The organism is Pseudarcicella hirudinis (genome assembly GCF_900115665.1).
Taxonomy (GTDB): domain Bacteria; phylum Bacteroidota; class Bacteroidia; order Cytophagales; family Spirosomataceae; genus Pseudarcicella; species Pseudarcicella hirudinis.
Map to the genome: position 1 here is coordinate 505,295 of NZ_FOXH01000001.1, position 21,513 is coordinate 526,807.

Here is a 21,513-nt window from a genome sequence, read left to right on the forward strand (position 1 = left end):
ATAATTTCCGGCAAATTTACGGAAAAAGACGGTTATCCTAAAGTTAAACTTTCTTAAAAGACTTAAGCTTTCAGATTGAAGGCTTTTTCCATAGCTTCGCGGTCAAATTCTTTTTCGTTATTGGCGATCCAGATCGTTGCTACGCCATTACCGATAAAATTTGTAATAGCCCGGGCTTCAGACATAAATCTGTCTACACCCAATAATAACGCCAAACCTTCTACAGGAATTACTTTTATGGCTGTTAATGTAGAAGCCAGTACAATAAATCCGCTTCCGGTTACTCCTGCGGCACCTTTTGAAGTCACCATTAAAATTCCGATGATCGTCATAATCTGGGCTAAACTCAGAGAAACATTAAATACCTGCGCCAGAAAAATTACAGACATCGAAAGGTAAATAGTGGTTCCATCCAAATTGAATGAATATCCGGCCGGAACAACCAGACCTACAACAGATTTGGCGCAACCCATTTTTTCCAGTTTTTCCATTAATGAAGGTAAACCTGCTTCGGAAGATGAGGTTCCTAATACAATCAGCAGTTCCTCTCTGATATATTTAAGAAATCGCCACAGACTAATCTTGTAATAGTTCAAAATAAGGGTAAGAATACCAAACACAAAAATGCCCATTGTAACATAGACCGTCCCCATAAGTTTGGCAAGAGGCAATAAAGTCTGGATACCGTATTTACTGATGGTAAAAGCCATCCCCCCGAATGCGCCTACAGGGGCAAATTTCATAACCCAATGCAATCCTTTGAACACGTATCTGGAAATTTTCTGAAAAAAGGCAACAATTACATGTCGTCTTTCATAATTACTTAGTAAAATCCCCAGGATAATTGAAAACAAAAGTACCTGCAAGGTCAGGTTATCCATAAAAAACTTAAGCCAGCTAAATGTCTCTGCACTTTTTGTATATTTCGAAATATCTCCTCCTTTGATACTATCTGTCACTACTCCGTCTCCGGGCCTGATCACATTAGCTACAATAATTCCGACCAAAAGGGCTAAAGTAGTAACTATTTCAAAATACAGCAGGGCTTTCCCTCCTACTTTTCCGACCTTTTTTAAATTCCCCATGCTAACGATACCAAGTGTTATAGTAAGGAAGATAATCGGGTTAATAAATTGTTTGACAACACTGATAAAAATTCCGCTCAGAAACTCACTGATTGTATTTCCAACACTTACTTCATTTCCTAAAAGTTTCATTTTGAAAGGTTCTTCCATTATTTTCTGCAGAGCAATCTGCGGGGCAAAATGTCCCAATAAAACTCCGAGCGTAATGGCTGTAAGAACCCAAAAAGTAAGATTAGTAAATAGTTTTTTCATGTATGTTGAAAAGAAGAAATTATTAGATTCCGAAGTATTATCTCATTAAAGCCTTAATTTTTCCAAAATATTTATGAAAACAAAGTTTTTTCGGCTTTTGGGCAAAAATAAAAGCCCCGATCGGGGCTTTTAAGGATTTATTTCTTTCTGTACTAATTTCCTACTATTTCCTTCAGTTTGTAAATCAGGTCCTCCCATAGTTCTTTTAGTTCGTCGTCGTCGGTGTTTGAAGAATAATCGATTACTTTCAGATAAGTAGATCCGGTGAGGTCACTTACATCCATTTTTAATTCGAGATAATTGTGGTCACGTTCATCAGGGTCATTAGGGACAAAATCAAACTTAGCAGACTTATTCATTCTCACCTGAGACAATTTAGCAATATGACTTTCACCATCCCATACAAAATCAAAAGTACTACTATCTTTCATAGTAACTTTCTCGGCAAACCACTGTTGCAATCCGGAAGCGGAGCTGATATAAGGAAAAAGTACCTTTGGTGATGCTCTCAACTCAAATTCAATAACAAACTTATGTTTACTCATACTCATCAGGGTTTTGAGGATAAATTCCCCCTCTAAAAACTAACATTAACTACAAAACTTGCAAATCTACTCCGCAACGGCGATTTTAACCTGGATTTGCTCCGATGTCATATAGGCAAAGGTATCAATCTGTTTTTAAATTGCAAGTTTTATTAAAAACTTTAAAAAAAATGCGTTTTTTTCGTAAAATATAAAAAATTGAAATACAGATCGTTATAAGACACCTTAAGATATGAAAAAAAAATAAATCTAAGAAAAAAGCAGAAAGTATTTGCTGGGAAAGGTTAAAAAGGCTAATTTTGCACCATGATTCAAGGCGAGGTAGCTCAGATGGTTAGAGCGTTGGATTCATAACCCAGAGGTCACGGGTTCGACTCCCGTCCTCGCTACACAGAAAGCCACTTTAAAAAGTGGCTTTTTTTTGTTTTTACAGAACTGATATTCCCCATTTATTCTATAATCCAATAGCCGTCCTTTTTCCTCCTCTATTCCTCTTCCAAACAGTTTCATTCCCGCTATTATTGACTCAGGTCCCGATTTTTCTCCTGCATAAAATAACCTGTATAAAACCCGCTGACGTCAGACATCCTACGTTTACCTTATTTACCTTAAATCCGTTAATTTTCTACTCCAACCTGACGGCTTCAGCAGCTTACAAAGAGACCTTCTTTCCTTTTATTTTACTCAAAAATATACAGTATCAATATAACAGCAGCCTCTCCTTACAGAGAAATAAGATACAATAACATACACTTAAATACACATTACGCACAAAAACATGATATTTCTCCGTACAACACAATATTAATTAACATACAGTTAACACAAAAAATTTTGAGTAATATTCCAATAATTATACCTTTATTACAGTACTAAACAAAAAAACAATGAAAAGAACTACACAATTTTCACGCAAGCAAAAAATCGCTGCGATCTTATTTATGGCAATGGTACTAGCTATGCCAGCTATCTCATTTGCCTCACAAGCTCTAACATCTAATGCTTATGTAATCGGATCTTACCTGACTTCAGGTAGTACTCAGGCTGCTCTAGGAATTATCGGTACTGTAGTTGGTGCCGGAGGTGGTATCGGTTCTGCACTGGGTCTTCTGTGTGGTGTACAGACTGCCATCTTGGTTGGAGTAGGTGCTTAATTTCATGATCCTTTCAAGTCTTCCGGCCTAAAGCCGGAAGATTTAATTTCAATGCTGTTTCAAATAGTCTCATCTTTCCTTTAATTCCCTTGGCACAAAAATATATCAGCAGCTTAAGATATTTTGCAATCTATTTTGGCTTCGTTTCTTTAGTCTTCATGATTCTACTTTATACACTCATGAATGATAAATTGACAGTTAACCATTTATTATCTGCAATATCTCTCACAATAGGCTTGGTTTCATTTGCGATCATTATATCGAATGAAAAAAGCGAATATGAAAAAGATTTTCCCGTTTTAGAAAGTGATGACAGAATAAGACCTTTTTTGAAATTAATATACAATCCGATAGCTTTTACCAAAACTTTTAACCCTCAGGCTAATTACAAGGCTGAAATATTCGCAGTGATATTTCTGTTATTACTTTTCAATTTTCTCAATTTATTCTTCACTTTAAATACGGTTGATTATTCTTCAATTGACAGTAATTATGAGGCAAATGTAGGAGGACTGATCAAGCAGGTATATTCTATGAATATTTTAATGAGTCAGGTTGGAGGCTTATTTTTCCAGGCCGTCATTGTTTATACATTGGGTGTGTTTTTAGATAGCCGTATCAGTTTCAATGAGTATCTGAAATGTATCGGTTTGTCATACGTCGGCTTTCTTTTATCAGGGTTAATATTGCTGATTTACAATATCTGCACAATGGGGCATTTCGACAGCCTGGATGAGCTGACCCAGACAATGTCAAGCTCTTATACCAGAATTGTGATCGGCAAATTAGGTGAATACTGGTCGTTAGGTGTACTTGGTTTATTAATTTACAATTCATGTAAAGGTAAATTAAATGCATTCTGGAGCATATTCAATGCTTTTTTCCCAAGTATAATGATTCTGTTTTCTTCTATTCTTTTCAATCAATTATTTTCTAAATAACCCCTGAAAAGTGAATACTAAAACTGTAGTTGTCTTTCTGAATAAAAATAGTTTTCTATTATATTCGATCGTATTCATCATAAGTTTTGTACTGGGTCTTACTAACATAAACCTAAGATCCAGAGATATTTCATTAGACAATGTGTCTTTTTCAAATGATTCTTTTTTTAAGATTCTATTGAATAACTTCCTGCTGGGTTTGTCGCTGCTTTTAGGATTTATCTTTTTCAATATTTACAATGTTATTATCATATTTTTCAACGGCCTTTTCTGGGGATTTTATCTCAATAAATTTTTCAGTAATCTGGGCCTTTTAAATTCAATCATACTTTTTATTCCTCATGCTATTCTGGAATATTACTGGATTATCAGCATTTCGGTTTATTCAACCAAATTGTCCTTTGATTTTTACAAATTCCTGAATTCCGGCTTTGATGACAATTCACTTTTTAAAAACCTGGTAAGCATCTATACTTTAAAATTGCTGAGCCTTATTTTATTAAGTGCTATTGTCGAAAGTTATGTAACCGGTTCTTTGTTTAACCTCTTAAATACACGATAATGAAAACTAAAACTGCTGTAAGCCTTATTGTTCTGGTTGCTTCTATGACAATCCTGGCAATTCTTCTGGTTCCCGGAAAAATCCCTCAGATCAGTTCTGCCGGCTTTCTTTTAATCATATCAGTCATGACTTTTGCTAATTTTTCTAAAAAAGAGCATCACAAATAATTGAAATTTTCAAATGACCGATAACTCAGCGTATGATCGATCTGAAGGTCATACGCTGATTTGATATCTGCCTTATTATGTTCTATGAAAATACCTTTAACCGGATTAATCAGCACTTTTCATCTCTTTTGCCAATAAAAAAGATAAATGTTGTTCTAAACAGAATCATATACTTACTGGCATTTTCTCTTTTTTGCAGAATATTCTTTCTTTTGAACAATCACGATTTGCTGAAAGGGATTTCTCTTAATAGTATAGTCAAAGCCTCTTTTTTAGGATTAGGAACAGATATTATCACATTAATAGTCATAAACTGCCTGCCCTTTCTTTGTACAATATTGTTTCCTTATACCAGATTATCAGAAAAGCTGGACTATCTGATTTTTGCATTGTGTAACCTTCCTTTTATCTTAATTTCTTTAATCGACGTTGAGTATTTCAGATTTACAGGCCAACCATTATCTATATCCGTACTCAATATCAAAACCGATATCAGGCAGCAAACCATAAGTCTGGTAACCTATTATTGGTACATTTCCTTAATTCTGCTTCTTATTTCAGTCGTTTTTATCATTTTTATTCCCAGGCAAGCCAGCTTTACGAGGTATTTTCTGCATAAAATAACATTAATTCTCTTATTGATTTTCGGTTCACAAAGCATCTCAGATTTGTCTGTCTCTTCAGGCATTAAAGAAAACAACATTTATAAATACATGCTGTCAAACGCGACTTTATCCTTAATCCGCAGCAGCAGAACCACAGAGGTAAAAAAGATTTCACTTTTAACTGACGCCGAAGTGGCTAAATATATCAGACGAGATAGCAGCAGGCATCATTTCTTTCATCAAAAGAAACAAAATGTCTTTATTATCATCTGCGAGAGCCTTTCTTCCGAATGTTTATTTAAGGGAAAAACACCTTTTTTAGACAGCCTGTCTCAACAAGGTTTATCTATGAAATCTTTCTATGCCAACGGCCGGGAATCCATAGATGCAATTCCTGCTATACTGGCATCTGTTCCTAAACTTAGCGATAACCATTTTATCCAATATGTCAGTCATAAAACGTATCCGAAAACGATTGGTTCTTTCTTAAAGGCATCAGGTTATAAGACTATGTTTTTTCACGGAGCCAGAGACGGATCCATGGGATTTAAAACATTTACCCGAAAGGCAGGATATGATGAGTATTTCGGAATGGATACTTACCCCGACAAAAGCAAGCATTTTGATGGAGCATGGGGTATTTTTGATGAGTATTTCCTGTCTTATGCCTGTCAGACTGTTTCAAAGGTTCATGCGCCCTTTCACAGTGTTCTGTTTACTTTAAGTTCGCACAATCCTTATAAATTACCTTCACACTTTCCTTTGAAAAAAGGAGAAAAGAATGAGATGCATACATCCATGAGATATGCAGATTATTCCTTAAAAAAGTTTTTCAGAGAAGCCGAGAAAACAGATTGGTATCAAAATACCCTATTCATTATCACAGGTGATCATACGCATCTGCAAACCGCAGAAGGGAAAGAGGCATATCAGGTTCCTTTAATAATTTTTCATCCGGATAAATACGAATCAGCTCAAATAAAAAGAAAAGGTAATTCTCTTAAAATCGCTCAACATATTGATATTCTGCCTTCTGTGTTAGATTTTTTGAACATTGAGGAAAAGAAGGCATTACCTTTTGGAGAATCATTATTTTCAGTAAATGAAGGAATGGCATTTTCATACCATTCCGGAGTATATCACTTATTCAGCCCGTCAGAAGATGTTTCGTTCACTCTCAACCGGAGCGAAGCAAAAAATCAAACTTTTGCCAGCATTAAACTTAAAGCAATGCTTCAATATTATCACAATACTTTTATGCAAAGCTACCACAATCACTAATCAAATTCCAGCCAAAAGCTTTCAGGAAATGGTCCGTCATTAATAACTTTTCCATCATTAATCGAGGCCTTTCTCAGATTAGGCAGACGCAAAATTGAACCGACAATAATGGGAATTTGTACAGCATTAATATGTTTTCCAAAACATTCATGCATTCCGTATCCAAAATGGAGGTATTCTGTTTTTCGGTCAACTTTAAATTTACCGGGACTGGTAAATACTTTTTTGTCGAACATTCCTGAGTAGATACCTACCAAAACCTTACATTGCGCCGGAATTTTATATTTCCCGTTTTTCCCGATTCTTTGTTCTTCTGAAGCATAACGAATAACAATCGGATTATGGGGATTAAAGCGTAAAGCCTCATAACAATAGTTTTTCAGGGCTTTTATATCATTTTTATTTGCCAGTGCAATGGCTTCTTTCAACACCTCAGGTCTTCGGAAAAGCTCTTCCAGCACCAAAACCACACATTTACTGGTCGTTTCAACTGCTCCGATAATTAATCCTGAGATATTTCTGCGAATCGCATCTGTATCAAGCCAGTCATATTGAGGCTGCAACTTCAGCAGCCTGGTTATCAGGTCATCAGGACACTCCTTTCCTTCTTCCATCTGCCTTCTTCTGTCAGAAATCAGTACATTAAGAAAAGGTTTTAACTCGTTTCCTGCCTTTTTTGCTTTTGCTTCGATAACCGGGTCATTATTGAGGTTAAGAAAAAGCTGATGGAACAGGATACGAAGCCAATAAAGCATTTGCTTTTGATTAGGATTGCGAACACCGAAATAATTATCGACGAGCAATACAGGTACAATTCTGGAGATGGTTTCCACTACTTCAATCTTACCAATGGTCTTAATTTCATCAGTTATTCGCTCAGATTCTTTCGAGACAAATTGCTGAATGCGTCCCATATCTTCCCTTTTAGCAACTAATTCCATAATGCCCTTTTCACGGTCGTGTTGTGGGGAAGTATCCATTCCAAGAAAAAAATCTATATCAACTGCATGCATACGGGCCGCATTAATTTCAGAAATCGTAAAATCCTGATTTCGGCTTAACACTTCTATTACCTCTGAATACCGGGAAACAACAACCCAGTCACGAAATCTGAAGACCGGCAAAAATGTTCGGAAAAACCAGGTAATGACTTCTCCGAAACGAATATTTTCAAACAACTTGTGTATCATCTCTATTGCATAAAATTGAGGTAAAACAAATGACATCGGCTTTGATAGCCAACGATTTACTTATCAGGATTTCTGCATTTGTTGAAGTGCATCCAAACCCGGCAGAAAGAAATAAGCTCCCCCTTTAATTTTGGTAAATTGAGGTACATCCAGAAGCTTTTTCCTTACCGGACATGCTTGCAAGGTAAATTCTCCGGGAGGTTCCGGCTTATTTGTTCCGTTAACAGGTGGCTTTCCATCTACGCCGATAATGGGATCAGGATCGTTATAGAGATGATCAAACTTTTTGTTATTCATCCATTGCTGCTGGATAAATTCGAACTGACGGCTGATATTCGTATTAAAACATATAAAATGAAGTCCGATATTTTCTTCAGGCATCTGACCGGCTTTAATGGCATCAAGCATTTTTGGCACATTCATATCTTCAATCAAGGGCGGTCCATACGGTCGGCCACGACGCAAAATTCTGTGACGTTTGGAAACTGTAGTTGATTCTTCTGGATTATCATTTACACCATCCCTTGGATTCGCTTTACGGATATGTGCACCAATCGGGCATTTGTCGCCATATTTATCATCCTTGTAAAAATTGAAATTGTTCTCCATAAACATTTCAGGATCCTCGCTATCTTTCAAAGGAGAAAGTGTAATTGGTGTTCCGCTTGGATAACGTCCCATCATTTTAGCGGCCAGGTGGATTGCCGCATCATTATCCTGATTCGAATGGCGGAGCATAAAATCCCAGAAGGTATGTACTTCCTGTTGTATTTGTCTGAAAACCATATAACTCCCGTTTTTTCCAAAATCGAAACCATTGGTAAGTGTAGGTGATATGGCTTCCTTTCCATATTCATTGGTATATCCGAAAATAAATTCTCCGTCTGCAATAATGTTATCGTCGGTAGCATTCTTTTTCCGAGACATGCTTTCCAGAACCGGTTGGGAAACGCCATCATGAAAGCCAAAATGTTCCCGGTCATTTTCCAGTTTTTCGGAATTTAATTCCTTTACTACCAGGACTCCGGATTTTCTAATGTTTTCATAAACCTGAGAAAAAATTGTATCAATCGCATTATTCGACGGAGCAAAAAGCATGATAATCAGGTCTATTTCAGTACCTGAATTACGTACGCCCCAGTGCCAGTATTTAGGGTCATTTGAATTATAGTCTCCCAGGATTCTCTGGCGATCCACAGAATCCATTCCTTCCTGAAATTCCTCAGAAAAATTCCTGGAAAGATTCATATTAAACTTTTGAACTCCTTTATAGGTAAATGCGATATTCAGGGCTTTTTCCTCTGCTTTCTCATCGCCCCGTGTGATAACAGGCAATAAATCAGAAATGAGCTGTCTGGCAGCCTGAACATCCGTTATCTGGCACAGAATAAAGCGGGCGCCTCTGAGGTTTTTATAACCTCTGATCAAAATCCCCTGAATATCTTCTATTTGTAAAGTTTCCATTATTGTAGTGGTTGATTATAATTTTCTTAGCCAATCTATGATTTCATTTTCTGTCATTTTTTCCTTCCAGATACCCTGATGTATTTCATTATTATTCAACACATTCACTACTGTCAGATTTTTATAGGCGGTGTACCATACCTGCGTGGTAATCTGGTAAGTCCGGGTCCAGTATTTAAAACGCTCTTCATCTGTAGCTCCCTCAAAAACAAGGAATTTAGTTTTAGGGAATAGTTCACTATTACTCCATACACCGGTTAAGCCGACTGCTGCCTTATCAATAAAATCACCCAGATAACTTTCCCAGGAACCGTCGAAATTACTGAAGAATAACAGACGCCGGTTATTGTCGATTATCACCCAACGGGCAAAATGGATCGTCGGAATGTTTCCTAATTTTCCTTTGTTATAAAAGACATTGGCCAGTAAGTTAATTGCCCAGAGAACTGCTTTCAGCGTTATAAGTCTGAAAAGTCCCTTTTTAATGGGAACCAGGTGTGTTAACTGGTTCTGAACAACAAAGTCTTCATCTTTTTTCAATGTCTGGATTTTCTGAATCAGGTTATCTTTTTTCCAGTCATCTGTTTCAATTTGTATTTCAGGGTCTGTTTTTTCTTTCATTCTCAGGATAATCGTCCAGATTATCAGAAAGACCACAATCGCAATGAATAGCTTCAGGACAAAAGCCCAGCTGATTACTAAACCCAACAGAAGAATACTGCCCAGTAAAATAAGAACCGGCCCCCAAAGGGTTCGCAAAACAATTTCAGGAGGTTTAATATCCCTTAAACCTGCACTTTCCAGAAAATTGAGGATATTTTGCCTGATTTCTGAAGGTTTATAATTATCCTGGGGATTTTGATTCAGGAACATTTCAATGGCATTCCGGATCTGATTCTGTTTCTGAATCATTTGCACAGATAAACCACGATGTCCGATATAAAATGCATTGGGTGGCGGCAGAGAGTGTTGTTTAAAATATGCAATTTTCTGGCTGATATCTCCTTCAGCATTATAATCTGCGCAATGTTGATACACCTGGTCGAAACCCGACCCTGCTACAGAAAAGAGTTCTTTGAGATGGTCATCCAACGGTCCGTCAAAATTAGAACTGAAAGACAATTGAGGGGGGATCATTTCACCATCAAGCTCTGATGCTTCAAGAATTACAAATCTTGCGAAATGGATGGTGGTTAATCTGGAAAAGGGGATAATCGAATTGCTTTCAATGTCCTGGTCTATCATATCCAGCAAAACTCTCAGGCCAGGGACAGATTCCTGACGAAGTCTGGCAATTACCGTTAAGGCATGTTGCTTAATCATAGTGGTATGTTAAAAGGTTTCATAAAGTTATTGAAATCGAAGCTGTAAAAGAAAGCGTAGAAATACGTGTTTTTACGCATAAAATCTTATAAACAGATAATATTTTCCTGATAAAAGGGTAATTGTCTTACAACAATTTTAAGAATTCTGTTTTATTTCAGTCCTGCCTCAGGCAAAATATCTAATTTTATTCCCGGAAAAAGAATACTTCGTATTGAGACGACCATTCAGGTCATTCTCTTCCCTCATTTATTATGCAAAATATCTGGCAAAAAATTGATACCTATACTCAGCTCTCAGAAGAAAGCCGAACAGCCTGGGAGGAGATTCTGAGAAAAAGAAGCTATAAAAAAAACGAGCTTTTCCTGACAGAAGGACAAACCCCGAAAATGGTTGCATTTGTTTCAGAAGGCCTTTTTTCTCAATACTTTACTGCTGAGAACGGCGACATTGTTATTAAAAAGTTCTTTCCTGAAAACCATTTCGTTGCCTCAACAAGTGCCTTATTAAAAAAATCACCCAGTCCTTTTAACATAAAGGCTATTGAAGACAGTATTGTTTTTGAGTATAACTTTTACGATTTCAAACAGTTAACGGAAAAACATCAGGATATTGCTGCGTTTTATATAAGGTATATAGAACTGCACTGGATCATCGAAAAAGAACCTTTGGAGATATCTTTCAGATATGATACAGCAAAAACTCGTTACGCCGACTTTTTGCGTAATTATCCATCTCTTGAATTTCGTTTAAAACAACATGAAATCGCATCATATCTGGGTATCACGCCAACCCAGTTAAGCCGCATTCGTGCTGAATCATAAGGTGCCGGAAATTCAATATTTGCAAATATTTTCTTTTGAAGGGGTCAGGCTTTTTCTGTGGCTTGTTATAAAAGATAAAGCGAATAACCCGTATAAATATATACGCATAAGTACAATTATGATCCTTTTCGTATGATTTTGAAAATCAGTTACCGAAACAAACCGGCATCTGATCAGGAAAGTCTGCATTCCTGATCAGTGTGTACATCTGGCATAATCTGCTCAAATACTAGCCAAGTAAGGTATCAAGAAACTTGTTATGAAATTTACCGCTTGGATCGTATTTCTTTGCCAGGGCTACAAAATCATTAAATTTAGGATAAACAGCCTTTAATTGTTCTGTTGTAATAGTATAAAGTTTGCCCCAATGCGGCCGGACACCAAATGGTACTAGTTCAGCCTCGATCAATGGCAGCAGTTTTATAACATTATCAGTCTGTTTCCAGGTAAAATGAATGGCAACACTTGGTCTTTGATAAGCTGTACTCAGCCAAAGGTTATCTGCCGCAATTGTACGAACCTCTGAAATCATCAGATCTTCTTTCCATTTATTACCCAGGCGATTGATCGCCTCAAGTGCTTTATAGGCATGTTCACGGGGAACAAAGTATTCGGATTGAAGCTCTTTACCACTGCTTGGCGTAAAATTCATCCTAAAATGGGGTAAGCGTTCATGCCATGGACCTGGCTTACCCATCTGTTCTGTACAATTTTCAGAAGCAAGGTCCGCTATCGGGTGCAGATTCTTCGTTGCTAACTTTGCTCCGTACAATTCGGGTTTGATATCGATCTTCACTCCCTGTTCAATCCTGCTTTTTACCCATACTTCACTTACATTATCCTTTTGCCAGTCAGTAAACAAACTGACACTATATCCGCCGGACATTATTTCATCAAAATGATCTTTCAGGGCACTAAAAGGCAGGTTTTCATAAACATCCTGTCTGACCTGGAAAGTCGGCTGAATATCAAGTGTTACTTTTGTCACCACACCAAGTGCCCCAAGCCCTACTACTCCTGCTAAAAATTCCTCTCCATCTTTGTCTCTTGACAAGGTTTTTATTTCTCCTGCTGCCGTAACGAGTTCAAAACCGGAAACAGCGGCGGCCAGGTTCCCATTATTTACCCCTGAACCATGCGTCGCTGTTGCACAGGCACCTGCCACCGAAATATGTGGCAAAGACGCCAGATTATGCAAAGCAAAACCTTTGGCCTCAAGAAATTCAGCCAGATCACCATAACGGATTCCGCCTTCAACTGTGACAGTTCTGGCTTCAGCATTTAATGAAACAACTTTATTTAGTTCTTTCAATGATACAAGGTTATCTTCTGAATCAGCAATGGTATTAAAACAATGTCTTGTTCCTAATACCTTGAGCTTATTATATTTTTTAACAAGCGCCTGCACTTCTTCCACCGAAGTCGGATAATCTACATTAGCGGTGCTGTAAGTTAAGTTACCTGCCCAATTTTTAAGTCTTTCTTTTTCTTTCATGACACAACCCGATAAAGGGGAAAACATTGCACCTGTAGCAAATACAGTGGATAATTTAAGGAAAGTTCTTTTTTTCATAGTTTTTAAAAATTTAGATAAAATTTGCAGGAATGAATGTTCCTAATCTACATTTATTCCAATCCGGTAGTTTTTATGTTCGGCTATTATAAATCTCCGGGTTAAGATGCAATATAAAAAATATCGGGATTTACTCTAAATAATACTTTAATTACCGATAAGTTCAAAACCCCGTTTGAACATTTGGTTCCGCTGAAAACGCTCAATGTTTTCATTTTTTTTTAGTTTTGAAGACAACTTTTGCCATTAAAGGAGCGTTATCAGTGAAATAAATGTTCAACCAGCCCCGTATTTTTATATTTTTCAAATTATTTTTCAAAAAAAAATCAACTCAATTTTGCGGTCAGGAGTCCTGTAATAAGCTCTGAATGAGTTTATTCAGGCATTTGTTTTTTAAAAACCAAAAAAAAATACTTGTAACAGGGATAAACAAGGTTAGAAAAGAAAAAAGACCTTTTTATTTTTGCACATTAATCAAAACTTAGTGTCAATTAAGAAATTAAAATTAAAGTCCATGAAAAAAATCCTTTTGATTGTAGCGCTATTACCACTACTTTCTTCATGTGCAAGCAAGAAGAAGCTTACAGAATTACAATCTAAGTTTGCCGAAATGCAGGCTTCAAATGAGCAAACCATAGCCAAAGCTAAATCAGACTTAAATGATTGTGAGAAACAGGGAACTGACTTACGTAGTCAGCTTAAAAGCAAAGATGCTGAATTACAAGGCAAAATAAATGATTTGAAATCTTTGCAGGAAGAAATGGCTTATTTAAAGAAAACGAACACTAACTTGTTAGATCGTCTTTCAGATTTGTCAGTAATCAGCAAATCAGGAGCTGAAAGTATCAAAAGTTCTTTGGAAGCTCTTAATGGCCAAAGCCGTTATATCAAAGATCTGAACACTTCAATCCAACGTAAAGACTCTATCAACCTTGCTTTGGTTATGAACCTTAAACGTTCATTAAGCGATGTAAATGATGAGGATGTACAGGTAGAAGTGAAAAAAGGTGTTGTTTATATCTCTATTTCTGATAAATTGTTGTTCAAATCAGGTAGTTCTTTAATCAACTCTGCAGCTGAAACTGTATTAGGAAAAGTTGCTAAAGTTGTTAACGATCACAAAGATCTTGATATCTTAGTTGAAGGTCATACTGATAATGTACCTATCTCTACTGAGTGTGTTCAGGATAACTGGGATCTTAGTGTGAAAAGAGCAACTTCTGTGGTTCGTTTATTACAAACTAAATTCAGCGTAGCTCCTGAGCGTATGACTGCCGGTGGTAGATCTGAATTTATCCCTAAAGAAGGTAACGATAAAAGTACTGGCCGTAAGGTTAACCGTAGAACTGAAATCATCGTAACTCCTAAGTTAGATCAGTTCTTCAACTTACTTGCTCCGCAAAAATAATTTTAGTCAGTGTTTGAAAATAAGGGGATAGCCTGCTCACAGGTTATCCCCTTATTTTTTGCGTTTCAGTGTATTTGAAGAACTTTTCAGTAATTTTGCAACAGGCAACCCTCCTGAAATCAGGGAATAAAATTGATAAACACATTATGCTTAAACCAGATTTTGACGATATTTTCATGGACTTGGCGGTAAGCCTTGCAAAACGTTCGCACTGTATAAAGGCTCAGGTCGGAGCTGTACTGGCCAAAGACACCAGAATTATTTCAATTGGCTACAATGGCCCGCCGGCAGGCACACACAACTGTGACGAGGAATTTCCGGAAGTTGGTTGTGAAAGAGATTCTAAAGGAAGTTGTTCTCTGGCGCTTCATGCGGAACAGAATGCCATTTTGTATGCCGCTAAAAACGGAGCCTCAATCGAAGGAGCTACAATTTATGTGACACTTTCACCTTGTATAGCCTGCGCCAGAATTATTTTCAGTATGAAGATCAAAAAGGTTATTTTTCTGGATTCTTACGCACAGTATAAAGGGATTCCGAAAGACGAAGGAGTAGAATTTTTGAGAAAATTTGGCGTAGAAGTGGTTCAGTACAAAAAGAAACGTGAAGAAGCTGCCTGATATGCAAAAATAAAACCGCAATGAAATTTAAGCTTCATTGCGGTTTATTTTAAATATCAGGAGATATTCAGGTATTAATGATGATGTACGCCACCTTCACCATGAACGTGTCCATGAGCGATTTCAGATTCAGTCGCTTCACGTACACTTATGATATTGCCTTTAAAGTGCATTTCTTTATCAGCAAGAGGATGATTAAAATCCATTCTTACAAAATCAGCACCTACTTCAAGTACTTTACCCTGTAAACGATTTCCCTGCTCATCACTCATTGGAATAAAGTTACCTTCTTCCAGAATATCTTCAACCAGTTCTCCTTCTACTTTAAAAAGTTCCTTTGGCAGTTCAACAACCGCTTCGGTATCATATTCACCATAACCATCTTCAGCAGAGATACTGAATTCAAAATCAGCACCAGCTTCCAATCCGGCAATTTTATCTTCAAAAGCCTCAGGTAATCCGCTCATTCCATGAATAAATACCATTGGCTCATCCACTTCAACGATTTCGATTGTTTCTTTTTCACCGTTTTTGTCTAAAACAGATAATTCGTAGGTCAGAGACACGACCTTCGCATTTGAAATTTGCATATAAAAAATTGTTTAATTGCTAAGTAAATCAGGAAGATTTGTTCTATTTTAAAACAAAAGTACTCCGCAGAGTCAGAAAACATAAAGTTTCTTCAAAATCTTTCTAATTTTGGATTTTAGAACAAACCTAAGCGTTTTCTCTATAATATTTGTTAATCAACGATAAAATTCGCAGAAAAGTTGAACTACCTGGCACATATTTTTCTTTCCGGAGACAATGACCTGATTAAACTGGGAAATTTTCTGGGAGATTTTGTTCGCGGAAAACTGGATAATCCCCAAAATATGCGATATGCTCCGGAAGTAAGATTAGGTATCGCTGCTCATAGGGAAATTGACTATTACACTGATTCTCATCCGGTTGTAAAGAAAAGCATTGAACGTTTAAAGCCAAAATTCCAAAGATATTCCGGAATTTGTATCGATATGTTTTATGATCATTTTCTGGCCAGGAATTTTTCAGATTTTTCAAGTGAAAAACTTTTTGATTTTTCGCAAAATTTCTACAAAATACTGGAAATCAACGAATTTGAAATAAAAGAAGAAATAAAACCGATCATTCATTCTATTTCAAAAAGAGATTGGCTGACAAATTACGCTAATTTTGAAGGCATAGAATGGGCTTTGAAAGGCATTTCCCGGCGAACTTCATTTCCTTCAAACATCGAAAATGCAATTGACGAACTCAAAACAGATTACGAGTTATATCAGGAAGAATTCAGAGCATTTTTCCCTGATCTTCAGGAGCATGTGAGGAATTTCCTGCTAAAAACCACAGCAGATTTTCAATCCTAAAATTATATCCGGATACTGATCATGATATCAGATTCTTTTAAAATATTTTTTTCATTATGCCAAAATTATCCGTTGACGTTTTAAAGGATCTTAAGAAAAAAAACTTCGTCCCTTTGTATCTTTTACATGGGGATGAGCCTTTTTACATAGATAAAATTGCAGATTTCATTGAAACAAATGCTCTTCCCGTTTCTGAACAGAGTTTTAATCAGTTTATCCTTTTTGGAAAAGACATAACTGTTCCTTCCCTTCTGTCGTATGCCAAAAGATTTCCGATGATGTCTGACAGGCAATTGATTCTGGTTAAGGAAGCACAGGCTATTCAGGGTATTGATCAGAAGGAAATGCAGAAATTGCTGGAAGATTATGCCAAAAGACCGCTGGATTCAACAATTCTGGTATTGGCCTATAAAGATACGGTTAAAGAGCATCTCAATTGGGTTAAAGCATTTGACCAGCATGGCGTTTCAATGCCTTCCAAAAAATTATATGATAACAAAATCCCTGACTGGGTTTTGGGATACTGCCATGAAAATGGCACAAAAATCAGCCCGAAAGCCGTTCAGATGCTTGTTGAGAACGTCGGGAGCGATTTAAAACGTCTGGCTTCTGAGATTGATAAAATACTGATTAACCTGAGAGTTGATGAGGAAATTAATGCAGGAATTGTTGAGAAATATGTAGGAATCAGCAAAGAATACAATGTCTTTGAATTTCAGAAATCTTTGACTAACCGGGATATTATGAAAGCCAATCAGATTATCAATTTCTTTGCGAAAAATCCCAAGGACAACCCGCTGCCTCAAATTATCATTCTTCTTTATAATTACTTCAGCAAAGTTTTACTAGTCCACGCCACACAGGATAAGTCGGAAAAGAACGTGGCAGCTATTCTGGGAATTAATCCCTTTTTTGCCAAAGATTATATGCTGGCTGTCAGGAATTATTCAATGGGAAAGGTAGCGCATATCCTGCATGAGATTAAAATTGCAGACCTTCGCTCTAAAGGTATTGAAGGCGGGGCAGCAGACGAAGAAGCAATACTCAAAGAGTTGACTTTTAGTATTTTACACTAATAAAACTAAAGCTGTAATTGTGCTTGCGTACAGCTTTAGTCTAAAGTAAATTATTTAAGCATAATGCAAAATAGGGCTGAATGCTTTTTCAGATAAAATCAGATTTGCACCTGATTTCAGAGCAGGGCTTACCGTGCAAAATGCTACACCGAATTTTGCTTTACTGACCATGCAAATATCATTGTCGCCATCCCCCACCGTAATCAGATTATCTTTTGAAACCTCAAACTTTTCAAGTAAGTAACTGACAACGTTTGACTTACAATATTCATGACTGCAAATTGAATGGTCTTTTTTAAAAAACCAGGAAGGAATAAGCACTTCTCCTGTAGCCCGATCCTCTCTGAATTCCAATTCATTTGCGATTGAAAAATCAAGTCTGAATTTGTCTTTGATCAGATTGGTTACACAGGTATAGCTATCACTGATAATCCCGATTAAATAGCCTTTCTTCCTCAGCTTTCCGACAATTTCTTTAAAATCATCTACTATTTCTATAGAATTTGCCACAGCCTGAATCTCCTGAATACTGATATTCCTCATTAATTCTGCAATTTTTTTGGTTCTGACAATCGGATTAGTATTCTCAAGTACTATGCTGGCCAATTGTGGCTGAAAATCAAATGCTTTTGCAGCAGTCCGGATAAAACTTCCCAGAAGAATCGTATTATCCATGTCAAAAACAATCATTTTCCTGTCATTTGTTTGTAAGGTATAATTCATTATCTCAAATTCAGATTAAACTAATTCCTCTCTGAGGACTTTACGAGTATTTTCCCGAAGAACGGTTCTTTTTAAAATAGCTGCGCTTACCTCCTTCGCCATTTTGCCAAGTTCTCTCCAGGGTTTCATTTTATTTTCAACAGTACCGATATTGACTTCCGATATTTTTGCCCCGGAATTGTACATATCTACCAGTAAACCGATGTCTACCCCGTAATCATTTTCAAAATCCACCTGCATCAGAAGCGTTCTTTTCCCGGCAATAATACCGCTTAACGGCTGCTGAAAATGACTCAACTGAGGAGACAAAAGGCTTAATAAAGGTTTGGCTACCAATTCTGTTACTCTTCCGGCCTGTCTTTCAAAATAAGACTTAACGAAGTCAAAAGGGCCTTCTTTTAAAGGTTTCACCAACCTTTCAATAATATCTTTAGGGTAAGTTTTAATATCTGCGTCAAGGTAAACAATGAGCTCATTTTTAGCCATCAGTAACCCTTCTCTCATTGAGATACCCTTTCCCTTTCTGGCACTCGTAATAACGCTTGCGCCTGCTTCTTTTGCCAGTTCTACGGTATTGTCAACCGAATTATCATCTACGACAATCACATCATCTACATCAGGGTGATGATATGATTTCTGAATGACCGACTGGATCGCTTCTTCCTCATTAAGAGCTGGTATTATAACCGTGATTTTCTTCATATTATAACATGTTTAGTGTGAAAAAACAGGTAACAGGCTAATGCTAAGAGAATGGAATACCGGAGAACCTTTCTGATTTTATCAGAAATTCCCGGAGTTTTCAAAGATGGTTTTTGTGGAATTGACGGGCTATTTCAAGAAATTCAGATTTTATTTCTCTTTTTAACAATAACTCCGATTTCGTAAAGGCAAGCTCCAATTATAATGAAGACAACAGAATAATATGTTTTCTGTATTTCCAGAACATGGGCTATTGAAAGTGAAAAGCCAACAAAAAAACAGATGGCCGATAGATAAAAAACATATACGCTTTTCATAAGCCTAGGGGTTTTAGTGAACAATTCATTGCCGGTACTGTACAAAAAAAACAAAATACTATTAAAAATACCTTAAAACGACATTAGAAATACCTTAGAACTTAAGAAATATTAATAAATTGAGTGTTTATACTTAAGAATAAATCCGCGGAATTTTCACAGAAAAGACAGAACCTTTATTTACAGCGCTTTGTACATCTATTGTTCCATGGTGCAGTTTCAGAATACTTTGGGTAACAGAAAGGCCTATCCCGAAGCCATTGGCCTGAATGGCATTATCTGCCCGGTAAAAAGGAGAAAAGATTTTCTCCAGAGAGGCCTCCGGAATACCAATCCCGGAATCACTGATTTTAACAATTACAAATTTCTGGTCAAATCCGATTCTGATTTCAGCACTCTGATCAATGCTGTATTTACAGGCATTATCAATCAGATTCAAAAACAGGTTTTTTAGTAAAATCTCATTCCCTGATACTACAGTACTATTCTCATCAATCGGAACCCGGTCAAAATGAACCTCGGTCTTATAGTCAGGTTTGGCCATTTTGAGTTCCGAATTTGCTAAAAATATAGATTCCTCTATATGGAGCGGAATAAAATTGTCAACATTTTCATTTTCCATAGACCTTGCCAATTGTAATAGCCCATTCGACAAAGCAATCAGCCGGTCAGTATCAATTAAAAGTGTGGCAAGTACCGATTTATATTCTTCTATTGATTGCGTACCATCCTGAGCGAGCTGAATTTCTGATTTAATTGCAGCCAGCGGTGTTCTTAATTCATGTGATGCCTGTGAAACAAAACTTCTTTGCTGTTCAAATGCCAGATTCAGTCTTTCCAGCATCCGGTTAAAATTCATGGCTAATTCAGCAATTTCATCTTTTCCGTTCCCTTCGTTAACTCTTTCCCGAAGATGTTGTGCCGAAATCTTCTTAACCTGCTGATTAATAGACTGTATTGGCTTCAATGATTCGCTGGCAAAGAAAATACCTGCGATGATTACCACGAAGATTCCGGCTAAAAAACCAATCAGCAAGGTTTCACTCAGACTTTTCAAATCTTTGATGCCTATGCTGTCTATTGCAGAAGCAACCACAATAAAAGTTTCAAATTTTCCTTCAAAAACTAATCCGACATACTCCCTTCCATTTTCCTGAAATCTGATCTCTTTTTTCTTTTTTATTTTGTCCAAAAGAGCAATATTAATATTTGAGGGGATTTTATTAATATTTGAAAAAGTCAGAGAGTCTGAGTGGTTAAAAATAAAAACCTGCTCATCATTCAGCCTGCTTAAAGAATTTCTATCTAACAATTTAAGCATTTTGGGAGTAAATTCCTTCACATATACCAAAAGCCTTGCAGTGGTTACCGCTCTTTTTTTCAGACGATCTACATAATTACGGTGTCTCACATAATCCGCACGAAGATAGATAGTTACAGAAAATGCCAGTAAAATAAAGGCAGCAATAAGCGAGAATTGAAGGGCAATTTTAAACCTTATTTTCATAACGGAGAAAGGCTGTAAGTCATTCGAAAGGAATTAAATAGCCTGATTTGTTCAAACTTCATCTTTCAGCACATAACCGAGACCCGTTTTAGTGTGAATGAGCTTTTGCTCGAAATCTCTGTCAATTTTCTTCCTCAAATAATTGATATAAACTTCTACAATATTGGTTCCTGTATCAAAATTTAAGTCCCATACTTTTTCAGCAATGTCCATTTTCGACAAAACTTTTCCTTTATTCTTCAGTAAAAACTCCAAAAGCATAAATTCCTTAGCCGTCAGGTCAATATGATTCCCGTTTCTTCTCACGTCCTTAGTATCAATATTCATTTCCAGATCAGAAACTTTAAGAATATTTGCGCCTTCTTTATTTGGTTCCTGCCCTGCCCTTCTGAGTAATGCATTAATTCTGGCAATCAGCTCTCTGAAATCGAATGGTTTTACAAGATAGTCATCAGCACCTTTTTCCAGACCTTCTATTTTATCTTCAATTTCACCAAAGGCTGTGAGCATAAGCACCGGCAAAAACGGCTTTTTCTCTCTGATATTCCGGCAAACTTCAAAACCATTGATCAAAGGCAGATTAATGTCCAGAATAATCAGATCGTAATTCCCACTTATCGCCATTCTCAGACCAATTAAACCATCAAAAGCCGCTCTGACGTCAAAATTATTTTTAACGAGTCCTCTGACGATTGTTTCAGAAATTCTATTGTCATCCTCAATCAGTAATATTTTACTTTTAAGCTCCATTCTTTTTGAAAATATTTCAGAGAAATCGCTCTGAAAAGGGTATAACGTTCCTCCTGAAA

Annotated in this window: 21 protein-coding genes and 1 tRNA gene; 11 read left to right on the forward strand and 11 right to left on the reverse strand. The window is 36.7% G+C overall.

The features are described from left to right. Positions 1–62: 62 nt before the first annotated feature. Both BM179_RS01810 and BM179_RS01815 read right to left on the reverse strand, forming a co-directional pair. Positions 63–1,337 carry a cation:dicarboxylate symporter family transporter gene (locus BM179_RS01810; RefSeq protein WP_092011198.1) on the reverse strand — a complete coding sequence of 425 codons (1,275 nt, stop codon included), beginning with the start codon at positions 1,335–1,337 and terminating at the stop codon, positions 63–65. A gap of 152 nt (positions 1,338–1,489) precedes the next feature. Continuing rightward, the gene (locus BM179_RS01815) at positions 1,490–1,882 is read right to left on the reverse strand and encodes an START-like domain-containing protein (RefSeq protein ID WP_092012002.1); all 393 of its coding nucleotides are present in this window, start codon (positions 1,880–1,882) and stop codon (positions 1,490–1,492) included. A gap of 315 nt (positions 1,883–2,197) precedes the next feature. Here BM179_RS01815 and BM179_RS01820 point away from each other — a divergent pair. From BM179_RS01820 to BM179_RS01840, 6 genes are all read left to right on the forward strand, one after another. After that, a tRNA-Met gene (locus BM179_RS01820) sits at positions 2,198–2,271 on the forward strand. 552 nt (positions 2,272–2,823) lie between these two features. Beyond that, entirely contained in the window at positions 2,824–3,036 is a 213-nt protein-coding gene (locus BM179_RS01825) for a hypothetical protein (RefSeq protein WP_092011201.1), read from the forward strand. Between the two features lie 179 nt (positions 3,037–3,215). Next, positions 3,216–3,977, forward strand: coding sequence for a hypothetical protein (locus tag BM179_RS01830; RefSeq protein WP_143095118.1), 762 nt, complete (start codon positions 3,216–3,218; stop codon positions 3,975–3,977). Between the two features lie 10 nt (positions 3,978–3,987). Beyond that, positions 3,988–4,539, forward strand: coding sequence for a stage II sporulation protein M (locus tag BM179_RS01835; RefSeq protein ID WP_092011206.1), 552 nt, complete (start codon positions 3,988–3,990; stop codon positions 4,537–4,539). Beyond that, positions 4,539–4,706 carry a hypothetical protein gene (locus tag BM179_RS25170; RefSeq protein ID WP_177219274.1) on the forward strand — a complete coding sequence of 56 codons (168 nt, stop codon included), beginning with the start codon at positions 4,539–4,541 and terminating at the stop codon, positions 4,704–4,706. The genes BM179_RS01835 and BM179_RS25170 overlap by 1 nt, the downstream gene beginning before the upstream one ends. A 212-nt stretch (positions 4,707–4,918) precedes the next feature. After that, positions 4,919–6,592 carry an LTA synthase family protein gene (locus tag BM179_RS01840; protein ID WP_177219275.1) on the forward strand — a complete coding sequence of 558 codons (1,674 nt, stop codon included), beginning with the start codon at positions 4,919–4,921 and terminating at the stop codon, positions 6,590–6,592. Here the strand turns inward: BM179_RS01840 and BM179_RS01845 are convergent. The 3 genes from BM179_RS01845 to BM179_RS01855 all read right to left on the reverse strand — a co-directional run bounded on the left by BM179_RS01845 (position 6,589) and on the right by BM179_RS01855 (position 10,569). Beyond that, a complete protein-coding gene (locus BM179_RS01845; RefSeq protein ID WP_177219276.1) occupies positions 6,589–7,782 on the reverse strand; it encodes a cytochrome P450 in 1,194 nt (397 codons plus the stop codon). The two genes, BM179_RS01840 and BM179_RS01845, sit on opposite strands and share 4 nt — an antisense overlap. Positions 7,783–7,845: 63 nt before the next feature. Further along, positions 7,846–9,246, reverse strand: a complete 1,401-nt coding sequence (locus tag BM179_RS01850; RefSeq protein WP_092011215.1) for a Dyp-type peroxidase — start codon at positions 9,244–9,246, stop codon at positions 7,846–7,848. A 15-nt stretch (positions 9,247–9,261) separates the two neighbouring features. Further along, a complete protein-coding gene (locus BM179_RS01855) occupies positions 9,262–10,569 on the reverse strand; it encodes a hypothetical protein (protein WP_092011218.1) in 1,308 nt (435 codons plus the stop codon). 254 nt (positions 10,570–10,823) lie between these two features. Here BM179_RS01855 and BM179_RS01860 point away from each other — a divergent pair, with 254 nt between their 5' ends. Next, entirely contained in the window at positions 10,824–11,393 is a 570-nt protein-coding gene (locus BM179_RS01860) for a Crp/Fnr family transcriptional regulator (protein ID WP_092011221.1), read from the forward strand. Between the two features lie 229 nt (positions 11,394–11,622). Here BM179_RS01860 and BM179_RS01865 read toward each other — a convergent pair whose 3' ends face one another. Continuing rightward, positions 11,623–12,966: a D-arabinono-1,4-lactone oxidase gene (locus BM179_RS01865; RefSeq protein ID WP_092011224.1), complete on the reverse strand. Its 1,344-nt coding sequence runs from the start codon at positions 12,964–12,966 to the stop codon at positions 11,623–11,625. A 514-nt stretch (positions 12,967–13,480) separates the two neighbouring features. Between BM179_RS01865 and BM179_RS01870 the strand changes: the two genes are divergently transcribed. Together BM179_RS01870 and BM179_RS01875 are read left to right on the forward strand one after the other, a co-directional pair. Continuing rightward, entirely contained in the window at positions 13,481–14,374 is an 894-nt protein-coding gene (locus BM179_RS01870) for an OmpA/MotB family protein (RefSeq protein WP_092011227.1), read from the forward strand. 146 nt (positions 14,375–14,520) lie between these two features. Then, on the forward strand, positions 14,521–14,994 hold the full coding sequence (locus BM179_RS01875) for a deoxycytidylate deaminase (protein WP_092012005.1): 474 nt from the start codon (positions 14,521–14,523) through the stop codon (positions 14,992–14,994). A 74-nt stretch (positions 14,995–15,068) separates the two neighbouring features. On the opposite strand, the gene BM179_RS01880 is transcribed toward BM179_RS01875, so the two are convergent. After that, complete coding sequence (locus BM179_RS01880) at positions 15,069–15,584, reverse strand: FKBP-type peptidyl-prolyl cis-trans isomerase (protein ID WP_092011230.1); 516 nt, start codon at positions 15,582–15,584, stop codon at positions 15,069–15,071. 180 nt (positions 15,585–15,764) lie between these two features. Here BM179_RS01880 and BM179_RS01885 point away from each other — a divergent pair, with 180 nt between their 5' ends. Both BM179_RS01885 and holA read left to right on the forward strand, forming a co-directional pair. Beyond that, positions 15,765–16,379 carry an acyl carrier protein phosphodiesterase gene (locus tag BM179_RS01885; RefSeq protein ID WP_092011233.1) on the forward strand — a complete coding sequence of 205 codons (615 nt, stop codon included), beginning with the start codon at positions 15,765–15,767 and terminating at the stop codon, positions 16,377–16,379. A 56-nt stretch (positions 16,380–16,435) separates the two neighbouring features. Continuing rightward, complete coding sequence (gene holA / locus BM179_RS01890; protein WP_092011236.1) at positions 16,436–17,455, forward strand: DNA polymerase III subunit delta; 1,020 nt, start codon at positions 16,436–16,438, stop codon at positions 17,453–17,455. Positions 17,456–17,509: 54 nt separating this feature from the next. Here the strand turns inward: holA and BM179_RS01895 are convergent, their stop codons facing one another. The 4 genes from BM179_RS01895 to BM179_RS01910 all read right to left on the reverse strand — a co-directional run bounded on the left by BM179_RS01895 (position 17,510) and on the right by BM179_RS01910 (position 21,454). Then, positions 17,510–18,178 (reverse strand): HAD-IB family phosphatase, encoded by a 669-nt coding sequence (locus tag BM179_RS01895; RefSeq protein ID WP_092011239.1) that lies wholly within the window; start codon positions 18,176–18,178, stop codon positions 17,510–17,512. A 15-nt stretch (positions 18,179–18,193) separates the two neighbouring features. Continuing rightward, the gene (locus BM179_RS01900; RefSeq protein WP_092011242.1) at positions 18,194–18,880 is read right to left on the reverse strand and encodes a glycosyltransferase; all 687 of its coding nucleotides are present in this window, start codon (positions 18,878–18,880) and stop codon (positions 18,194–18,196) included. Between the two features lie 450 nt (positions 18,881–19,330). Then, entirely contained in the window at positions 19,331–20,704 is a 1,374-nt protein-coding gene (locus BM179_RS01905; protein ID WP_092011245.1) for a sensor histidine kinase, read from the reverse strand. 51 nt (positions 20,705–20,755) lie between these two features. After that, on the reverse strand, positions 20,756–21,454 hold the full coding sequence (locus BM179_RS01910) for a response regulator transcription factor (protein WP_092011248.1): 699 nt from the start codon (positions 21,452–21,454) through the stop codon (positions 20,756–20,758). Between the last annotated feature and the right edge of the window lie 59 nt (positions 21,455–21,513).